The sequence below is a fragment of the Pseudomonas sp. PDM02 genome (assembly GCF_014852285.1).
GTDB lineage: Bacteria > Pseudomonadota > Gammaproteobacteria > Pseudomonadales > Pseudomonadaceae > Aquipseudomonas > Aquipseudomonas migulae.
This window is the reverse complement of sequence record NZ_JACVBL010000020.1, coordinates 70,566-80,610: the sequence shown is the minus strand read 5'-3', so window position 1 is coordinate 80,610 and position 10,045 is coordinate 70,566. Positions and strand designations below refer to the sequence as shown.

Here is a 10,045-nt window from a genome sequence, read left to right as displayed (position 1 = left end):
GGCTTGCCGGCGATGGCGTCCTCAGAAACGCCGCATGGTTTGAAGGCCCTATCGCCAGCAAGCCGGCTCCTACAAGGACTGTGTTCACAACGCAGCAGCATCGGACACCGCAAAACCCTGTAGGAGCTGGCTTGCCGGCGATGGCGTCCTCAGAAACGCCGCATGGTTTGAAGGCCCTATCGCCAGCAAGCCGGCTCCTACAAGGACTGTGTTCACAACGCAGCAGCATCGGACACCGCAAAACCCTGTAGGAGCCGGCTTGCCGGCGATGGCGTCGGCAGAAACGCCGCAAGGTTTGAAGGCCAGATCGCCGGCAAGCCGGCTCCTACAAAGACCGTGTTTCGCCAATAGCCATTTAGGGAGAGTTCAATGAAACGTTTCTGGCGCAACAGCCTGGTCGCCTTGACCGGGTTTCTGCTCAGTGCCACGGCGCTGGCCGGACAGGCACCGGCGTCGGTGAAGATCGCTATCGTCGCGTATACGCAGGGTGGCAAACCGGTATTCGGCGGGATCGCCGGGCGGGTGATCGAGGACGGTTGGCTGGAACAGCAGCTGGCGCAGCGCGGTGTGAAGCTCGACTGGATCGCCCTGCCCCACGCCGGCGCCGGGCCGCAGATCAACGAAGGCTTCAGCAACAACAGCATCGACTTTGCCGTGCGCGGCGACCTGCCTTCCGTGATTGCCGGGGCGGGCGGTGTGCCGGGCAAGCTGATCGTGCCCGGTGGCAGCGGCAACAACATCTATCTGGTGGTGCCCGCCGGTTCCAGCGCCAACAGCATCGACGACCTCAAGGGTAAACGCCTGGCCCTGCATCGCGGTCGTCCGTGGGAGTTCGCGTTCAGCAACTTCCTCGCCAGCAAGGGCCTGAAGCTCGACGATTTCAAGATCGCCAACCTCAATCCGCAAGTCGGCGCCGCAGCGGTGTCCGCTGGCAAAGTCGATGCGGCCGTATTGCTCAGCGAAGCCTATGCGCTGGAAGACAAAGGTGTCGGCAAGATCATCTGGTCGACCAAGCAAGGCGCCAACGACTGGCGTCTGGTCTCCGACCTCTGGGGCACCGACAGTTTTGTCGCGCAGCACCCGGACATTACTCAACTGCTGGCGACCGCCTGGATCAAAGCCGCCTGGTGGATCTCCCAGGAACAAAACCAGGACGCCTACTACGAACTCTCCTCCCGCGCCGGCACCGCTGAAAGCGTACTGCGCCGCGACGACCAGAACGATCCCGTGGCCTGGAAAGACCGCTGGGCGCCGAAAAGCGACCAGCAACTCAAGGCCCACTATCAGGCACTCACCGCCTATGCGCTGGCCAACCACCTGATTCGCGATACCTACGACATCACCCCTTCGCTGGCCACCGGTTTCACCAACCAGGCGCTGATCGATCTGAAACTCACCGACTACTGGCCGGCCCTGCGCGGCCAGGTCAGCAACAATCCATGAATAGGGAAATCCAGATGAAACTGCCGCAACAATTCGTTTTCGGTCTGAGCGTCCTGGCGCTGTCCATGAGTGCCATGGCTGCCGGTGCCCACGCCCCCAAACCCGACCCGCAGCAGGGCGATGGCCGCGTCTCGGCGTTCTACACCTGGCAAGAGGTGATCCCGGCCACGCCAGGCAAACTGCTGCGCAGCGAGCCGCTGGAAAAAACCCTGAGCCTGCCCAACGCCGCCAGCGCGCAGCGGATTCTCTACACCTCCACCGATGGCATCGACAACAAGACGCCGATCGTGGTCTCCGGCACGTTGTTCCTGCCCAAAGGCAAGGCGCCCGCCGGTGGTTGGCCGGTTGCCAGCTGGGGGCATGGCACGGTCGGTGTGGCCGATGTGTGCGCGCCGTCCTGGCAAGGTCGCTCCTACCGTGACGTGCAATACCTCAGCCGCTGGCTGGATGAAGGTTATGCCATCGTCGCCACCGACTATCAGGGCCTCGGCGTCCCCGGCGGTCACCCGCTGCTGAACAATCGCATGGCCGCCTACGGCATTCTCGACGCAGCAAAAGCCGTGGTTGCGGGCGTTCCGGGGCTGGCCAACAAAGTGCTGATCGTCGGTCAGTCCCAAGGTGGCGCGGGCGCCTTCGCCTCGGCGGCGTATGCACCGACCTATGCACCGGACCTTGGTGTCAAAGGCAGCATCGGCACCGGTGTTATCTACACCGTCGGCGCGAAAAACGTCGGTGAACAGGACGTCAACAAAGTCGATGCGTCCCTCGCCTATGGCTTCTACACCCTGCTCGCGGCCCAGCAATACGACCCGAGTATCAACCCCAAGGATTTCTACACCGACAAGGCCCTGCCGCTGTTCGAACAAGCGCGCACCAGTTGCCTGGCAGCGCTGGTCAGCGATGTGGTCGGCGTCGGCCTGACCCCGGCCAATGCCAAGAAAGACTACAAGGGCGACCAGCTCGCCGCGTGGCAAAAACAGGTCTCCTACCCGACGCTGAAACTGGCCCAGCCGATCTTCATCGGCACCGGCGCCGAAGACAAAACCCCGGCCGCCTCGACACAGGTCGCGCTGATGCAGGACGCCTGCAAGACCGGCTCGGTGGTTGAAGGCCATCTCTACAAAGGGCTGGGCCACAGCGAAACGGTCAACGCCTCGCTCAAGGACTCGGTGCCATTCGCGCACAAGGTCATCAACGACCAGCCCATCACCCCGATCTGCAGCCCCAGCGTGCAGTAAGACGGAGCCTTCGACATGAGTATTGAATTTTTCACCCGCCTGCCCCTGCATGGCGAAACCCAATTCCTCCCCGGCGACCCGCGCAACCGTGGCGACTGGCACCGTGGCGGCCCGAGCACCGGCGCCGTCTCGGGGTTCAGCGTCGGCGATCACTTCACCTACATCGACTACCTCGGGCAGATCGCCAAGGCTGCCGAGATCAACGGTTTCGGCGGTGCGCTGATGGTCAACGCGCCCTCCGGCGAGGAACCGTGGACGGTCTGCTCGCTGCTGGCCCGGGAAACCCGCACGCTGAAATTCGTCACCGCGTTCCAGCCCTACCACTACACGCCGTGGGTGGCGGTGCAGCAGGCCGCGACCTATCAACGGGCGACCGGCAACCGCCTGGTGTGGAACATCATCAACGGCGGTTCGGATGCGATTCAGCGCCAGGTCGGCGATTTCAGTGATCACGATGAGCGTTATGAGCGCGCCATCGAGTTCATGGACGTGGTCAAGGGTTACTGGCACAACGAGAATTTCCACTACGAGGGCAAATTCTACAAGGCCGAGGGCGGTGGCCTGCGCGGGCCGTTGAAGAAAGCCGAGCTGCCGCTGATCTGCACCGCCGGCTCGTCGATCCCCGCCCGGGAATTCGCCGCCAAACATGCTGACTTCTACCTGATGCGCGCCGAGCACCCGAACGAGATTGCCGCGCTGATCGCCGACATTTGCGAGCGCGCACTGAAATACGGACGCAGCGACATTCGCTTCGGTTTGTCGATTGACGTCATCACCCGCGAGACCGAGGAACTGGCGCGTACCGAAGCCAGGCGCTTCTTCGATGAAGGCATCGCCAGGGGCGCGGTCAAGGCCGTGGCCGCGCATGCCGGGCTGCGCACCGCGCGCAAACTCAGCTATGAAAACGAGTTCGCGCAGAAGACGGAAACCCAGAGTTTCGATGACTTTTTCATCCACCCGAATGTATGGACCGGCTTCGGCTACATCGGTATTCCGCCGGGCTGCGCGTTGGTGGGCAGTTATGAAAATGTCGTGGCGCGGATTCGCGAGTACAACGCCATCGGCATCGACCTGTTCTTCCTCGCCGGTTACCCGCATCTCGAAGAAGCCTATCGCCTGGGTGAGCACATCCTGCCGCACTTTCGCGGCGAACGCGCCGAGCTGAGCCGCCCGCTGCCGGCGCCGCTGGAACTGCGTTCCGCCAACGGCCCGGCCGGAGCCTGATGCCATGAGCGAGGATCATTCATTGTTCAGTCGCCGGGATTTTCTCGGTCACAGCGCACTGCTTGGCGGCGGTTTGCTGCTCGGTGGCGGCCTGCTCGCCGGGTGTGGCCCGAGCGGCGAAAAAACGGCGGCGGCGATTGCCACCGCCGACGATCAGCCGCGTTATGGCGGACGCCTGCGCCTGGGGATTCTCGACGGCAACCAGAGCGGCAACCTCGATGCGCACAAACCCATCGGCAGCGGCATCGTTCGGGGCTTTGCGCTGTACAGCAAGCTGTGGGAATGGGACGAACAGATGCAGCCGCGCCTGGCCCTCGCCGAGTTCGCCGAGCCGAATGCCGACGCCAGCAGCTGGACGTTACGCCTGCGCCCCGGGCTGGAATTCCACCATGGCAAGACCATCGATGCCGATGACCTGATCTTCTCGATCCGTCGCCTCACTGACCCGCAATTGGCCTCGCCCTATGCCGCGCTGTTGCACTGGGTGGACCGCGACAACCTGGTCAAGCTTGACTCGCGCACCGTGCGCCTGAACTTCCGTGAAGGCCGCAGCTATATGCCGCTGGCGGAAACCTGGGTCAACTTCGGTGGCATCGTGCCGGTGGACTATCACCCGGTGAGCAATCCGGTGGGCGCGGGCCCCTACAAACTGAAAAGCTTCACCCCCGGCCAGCGCTCGCTGTTCACCCGCTTCGAGAACTACTACAAGGACGGCAAACCCTACGCCGACGAGCTGGAAATCATCGACTTCAAGGATCAGGTTTCGCGCTTGGCAGCCCTGCGTTCCGGGCAGATCGACATGGCCAACGTGATGCCCACCGAACAGCTGGAAGTGCTGCAGCACGACCCTCGGCTCAAGGTGTTGAAATCGGTGACCGGCAACTGGTTGTCGTTCGACATGAACCTCGACAAGCCACCGTTCAACGATCCACGGGTGCGCGAGGCCTTTCGCCTGCTGGCGGATCGCGAAGAACTGGTGCGCCGGGCGCTCAACGGTCAGGGCCGCGTGGCCAACGACCTGTATGCGCCGAGCGATCCGACCTTCAACCACACGCTCGGGCCGCGTCCCCACGATCCGCGGCGCGCGGCGCAATTGCTCAAGGAGGCCGGCTGCGAAAACCTTGAACTGGAACTGGTGACCACGCCGGGGCCGGGGCTGACGTCGGCGCTGGTGCTGGCCGAACAGGCCAAGCGCATTGGCGTCACGCTCAAGGTCAAGCAAGTGGACCTGGCCACGTTTCAGGGACCGCTGCGCACCGACTGGACCTTGAGCACCGGCGGCAGCATCGGCGCGCCGTTCCTGGCCAGTGCGATCCACACCGACGCGCCGTTTGCCGTGGCCAACAAGACGCACTTCAAGGATGCGCAGTTCAGCGAGCTGTTTCTGGCAGCCATGGCCCAGCCCGATCTGGAGAAACGCAAAGCGTTGGTGCATCAGGTTCAACAGATCCAGTACGAACGCGGCGGCATGCTGATCTGGGGCTACGCCGACCTGCTCGACAGCGTGGCCAACCGCGTAGGCGGCGCGGCGGCGGAAGAGTCGCTGTTCAGCACCTGGCGGTTTGAAAAGCTCTGGTTGAAAGACACGGCGTAACACCTAACAACATGCCCTACGGGAACGAATCCTTGTAGGAGCCGGCTTGCCGGCGAATGGCGCAACACGATCTGACTGACACACCACGCCCCTGTAGGAGCCGGCTTGCTGGCGATGGCGTCATAACGGCCACCACCGCCATCGCCAGCAAGCCGGCTCCTACAAGGTCGGGGGGGTCAGGAAACGCCTACAAATTTCCATGAATTTTTATCTCGAGGCTCATTTGCCATGCCCTCTATCGCCTTTCGTTTGCCCGTAAAACGCTCCGCCCTGGCCATGGCGGTGATGTCGACCCTGTCGATGCCGACCTTCGCCGCCGACACCCAACTGCAAACCGTCACCGTCCAGGCGAGTGCCAGCGAGTCCGACGATGACGCGCTGCCCACCCGGCCACCCACGTCCGTCTATGGCGGCATCGAAACCAAGGTGCTCGACACGCCTCGCTCCATCACCCAGATCAACGCCGAGCAACTGGCCAGCGACTCGATCCGCAGCGCCGATGATCTGGTGAAATACGCCCCCGGCATTACCCGCGGAGGCGGCCAGAACGCCGGCCTCGCCCCGCAGTTCCGCGCCCAGGGTTCCGAAGTGTTCCAGGACGGGCAACGCGCATACGGCGTGCGCCACCCGGCCAACTTCAACGCCTACGAAGGCGCCGACATCGTCGCCGGCCCGTCTTCGGTGACCTACGGTTCGGTGTCGGGCAGTGGCGGATACGTCAATTACCTGAGCAAGAAACCCAATTTCAACGAATTCAAAACCAAACTCAGCGGCGAACTGGGCGCCTGGATGCCGGACGGTGAATCCCGCGATTCCAGTAAATTCAGCATCGACAACACCGGGCCGCTGACTGACAACCTCGCCTATCGCCTGAGCATCACCAAGCAGCGCCAGGAAGACTTCTACGACAACGTCGACAACAACTTCGACGCGTTCTACGGCGCCCTCGCCTGGCGCAACGACACTGTGCGGGTCGACTGGAACGCCAGCTACGACAATTACTACGACTACAACATCACCCACGGCTGGAACCGCGCCAACCAGGAACTGGTGGACAGCGGCAAGTACTACGCCGGGCGCGCCACGCCGATCATCCAGAACGGCAACACCCTGTGGTCGCCGGTGCTGGCGTCCGGCGCAGCCGATGCGCCGACCCTCGGCTGGGTCAAACGACAGCGCAACGCACAAGGTCAATACAGCGTGGTCAACGGCAGCTTCCAGACGGCCTCGCCCAACACCCAAAGCAGCCCCGGCAGTTTGCGCGGCTGGGTGTATGACCCGACGTTGACGGGCAATGGCCTGACCAGCCTGTCGTCACAAACCGGCCAGCGCGACGAGGATGAAAACAGCTCGCGGCGCTTCACCACACAGCTGCGGGTCGAAGCCGACCTGACACCAACCATCACCCTGGCCAACAGCACCTTCTACCAGCGCTCCAAAGACATGACCGATGCGGTCGGTTCTTTCCAGGTGCAGTCCAAGGACAATCTGTTCGATAACCGCTTCGAATTCCGCTCGCGCAACGAGGTGCAACTCGGCGGCTTGACCCTGCGCGATGACAGCAACACCGGGGTGATCTACCGCCGCGAGTTCAACCAGTCGATCGCCGCCAACAACAATTTCGGCTCGACCATCAACGCCTATGACTTGACCCAGGACCCGTCGGGCAAGAATCCCGGCACTTTGCTGGGCCTGACCGGCTCCAACCCCGCCGGCGGCAATGGCGCCTGGATCGGCCAGCCCGGCGTGGCGCAATTCTCCAACTACTACGGCTGGCTGAATCTGCCGGCGATGTACCCGGCGGGCCACGGTTTATACGCCGAGTCGGTGGCGCCCTACACCGCCGAAAGCACCTGGACCACCAAGACCCTGTTCAGCCAGCACAACCTGCGATTCGGTGACAGCGTCGGTCTGAACATTGGCGCCAGCCGCAGCTGGATCGACGCTGAAATCGAGAACCCGTTCGTGCTGGCCGGTGGCAATCCGCGCAAGGACAGCGACAATTATCGGCTGTTCGCGTTTCAGGTCAGCCCGTACATCAAACCGACCGAAAACAGCACGCTGTATTACACCTTCGATCGCTCATTGGCGGTCAATACCGGGTTCTTCTCCAACGGCCTCGGCTGGGGCAGCGGCGCCGGTGCCAATCAGCTCAACCCGCTGGCCTTCCAGAGCCTCAGCGTGTTGCACGAAGTCGGGCTGAAAATCGAAGCGGTGCCCAACGAACTGTTCATGACCCTGGCCGCGTTCAAGCAGGCGCGGGATCAATCGCCCGACAGCAATAACAACATTGCCCGACTGGTGATCAAGGGCGTGGAATCGACCCTTCGCTACCAGCCGGACAATCACCTGCGCAGCGGCCTCAACCTGTCAAAACTCAGCGCCTACAACGAGTTTGCCTCGCAGGCCGGTTTCGCCTCGGCCGGGTTTGTGCCCGACAACGGCACGGTGTTCGGCGACAACAACAGCCTCAACCAGCGGCCGTCCGGGCGCTTCGACGCGGTGCAGATTCCCGAGTACACCGCCAGCGGTTATGTCGACTATCGCTTTGACTCGGGCTTCGGCGCCGAGCTGTCCGGCTGGTGGACCAGCAGCTGGTATTTGAACCTGAGCAAGACCGTGAAAATCCCCGACGAGTACAACCTCGACCTCGCGGTGTATTACCGCCAGCCGCAATGGAGCACCACGTTGCGGGTGCTCAACCTGACCAACGAACTGAACTTCGTCAGCGGCTTGGCCGGCTCGACCAATACCTTTTTGCAACCCATGCCTGGCCGCACGTTGCTGGCCCAGGTGGATTACCAGTTTTAACGCAGCGGCACCTATCGCTATCAGGAGTGTTCCATGTCCATTGAGTTTGTCGGCATGATTTTCCCCCGCCAGTGGTCCGAGACCCGTGGCATTCGCAGCGCGGATTTCGATCTGGACTTTATCCGCCACCACGCCCGCGCCCATGAACACGCAGGCTTCGACCGGGTGCTGATCGCCAGCGGCCCGGGCAGCGCGGACAGTTTGCAGATTGCGGCCTACGCGGCGGCGCACACCGAGCGCCTGGGTTTCATGATCGCCCATCGTCCGGCATTGAACGCCCCCACCGCCGCTGCCCGAGCCTTCGCGACACTCGATCACACCACCGGCGGCGGGCGGATTCGCCTGCATGCGATTACCGGCATCACCGCCGAACCCCAGGAAGGCGACTTCCTGCTGGACAAGATCGAACGCTACAAGCGCACCGATGAGTACCTGGAGATCGTCCGGCGCACCTGGACGGCTGAAGAACCGTTCGACTTCGAGGGGCAGTATTTCAACATCAAGGGCGCCTTCTCGCCGGTCAAGCCATTGCAGCAGCCGCACATTCCGATTTCCTTTGGCGGGTCGTCGGACATTGCCTATCAGATCGCGGTGAAACACGCGGATCTGTATGCGCTATGGGGCGAACCGCTGAGCGGCGTCGCCGAACAGATCGGCAAACTGCGCGCGGCGGCAAGTGCGGCGGGCGTGGAGGCGCCACGGGTGAGCCTGTCCGTGCGCTTGATTCTGGGGGCGACTGAAGAATTGGCGTGGCAGCGGGCGGAGCAGATTCTGGAACAGATCAAGGCCAATCCACAGTTCGCCGCCGGCAGCCCCTGGCAAAAACGCATCAAGGGCACCGGCTCCGAACGCTTGCTCGCCGCTGCGGCACAAGGTGATCGTCACGACCGCGCCCTGTGGATGCCCACCGCCACCGCCGTCGGCGCCTACGGCGACACCACCGCCCTGGTCGGCACCCCGGAAACCGTGGCCCAGGCGTTGCTCGATTACGTCGACCTGGGTGTGACCACCTTCCTCAATCGTGGTTATGACCCGCTGTACGACACCGTCGATTACGGCCGCTGGATCATCCCGGCGGTGCGCGAGGAAGCACGGCGGCGCAAGGCGCGGGTGGCGTAGTTTCCACCGACGCCATCGCCGGCAAGCCGGCTCCTACAGGGTTGTGTCGTGCCACGTTTCAACATGCACACCATGCCTTTGTAGGAGCCGGCTTGCCGGCGATGGCGGTTTAACGATCACCAGAAAAATGTGCGCCTACAGCCATTTGGCATCCCACAGCGGGTAATCGTGCACACGCCTGACAAGGCCAGCACGTATCGGATTGGCGATGACATAACGCGCCACCGCCAGTAAATCCTCTTCACGCCGAATCGCCCGGTCGTGAAAGTTTTTTTGCCACAAACGCCCGGAGCGTCCGAGGTGAGCATTGATCATCCGTGCACTGCGGGATTTGGTGCCCCGCATCAATGTTGGCAAGGTGCACTGTTTGAGTTCGACCAGCCAATGGAAATGGTCGGGCATGATGACCCAGGTAAGAGATTCAACTAGATCCCCGACGTGCGCATGTTGAAATTCTCGTACCAACAACCGTCCGGTCCGCCAATCGCTGAACAAGGGCTCGCGATGCTGGACGACGGCCGTCAGCAGGTAGATTTGGCCGCTTTGAGAATAGCGCCCGGCGCGCAGGTGGTTGGCGTGGGGAAGATCGGGCATTCCATTGCCCTCCTGTGTTGTT

The 10,045-nt window shown here is 62.7% G+C and carries 7 protein-coding genes; 6 read left to right on the top strand and 1 reads right to left on the bottom strand.

Going from position 1 to position 10,045, the window contains the following annotated elements:
* Nucleotides 1-369: 369 nt before the first annotated feature.
* The 6 genes from IB245_RS27475 (at nt 370) to IB245_RS27450 (ending at nt 9,429) form a co-directional block, all read left to right on the top strand.
* Entirely contained in the window at nt 370-1,443 is a 1,074-nt protein-coding gene (locus IB245_RS27475) for an ABC transporter substrate-binding protein (RefSeq protein WP_008028127.1), read from the top strand.
* 14 nt (nt 1,444-1,457) lie between these two features.
* Nucleotides 1,458-2,681, top strand: a complete 1,224-nt coding sequence (locus IB245_RS27470) for a lipase family protein (RefSeq protein WP_032828708.1) — start codon at nt 1,458-1,460, stop codon at nt 2,679-2,681.
* A gap of 15 nt (nt 2,682-2,696) precedes the next feature.
* Nucleotides 2,697-3,905 carry an LLM class flavin-dependent oxidoreductase gene (locus IB245_RS27465; protein WP_192229270.1) on the top strand — a complete coding sequence of 403 codons (1,209 nt, stop codon included), beginning with the start codon at nt 2,697-2,699 and terminating at the stop codon, nt 3,903-3,905.
* A gap of 4 nt (nt 3,906-3,909) precedes the next feature.
* Nucleotides 3,910-5,499 (top strand): ABC transporter substrate-binding protein, encoded by a 1,590-nt coding sequence (locus IB245_RS27460; RefSeq protein ID WP_192229269.1) that lies wholly within the window; start codon nt 3,910-3,912, stop codon nt 5,497-5,499.
* Between the two features lie 228 nt (nt 5,500-5,727).
* A complete protein-coding gene (locus IB245_RS27455) occupies nt 5,728-8,310 on the top strand; it encodes a TonB-dependent receptor plug domain-containing protein (RefSeq protein WP_192229268.1) in 2,583 nt (860 codons plus the stop codon).
* A 33-nt stretch (nt 8,311-8,343) separates the two neighbouring features.
* Nucleotides 8,344-9,429: an LLM class flavin-dependent oxidoreductase gene (locus IB245_RS27450; protein WP_192229267.1), complete on the top strand. Its 1,086-nt coding sequence runs from the start codon at nt 8,344-8,346 to the stop codon at nt 9,427-9,429.
* 135 nt (nt 9,430-9,564) lie between these two features.
* Here the strand turns inward: IB245_RS27450 and IB245_RS27445 are convergent, their stop codons facing one another.
* Entirely contained in the window at nt 9,565-10,023 is a 459-nt protein-coding gene (locus IB245_RS27445; protein WP_192229266.1) for an REP-associated tyrosine transposase, read from the bottom strand.
* Nucleotides 10,024-10,045 lie beyond the last annotated feature (22 nt).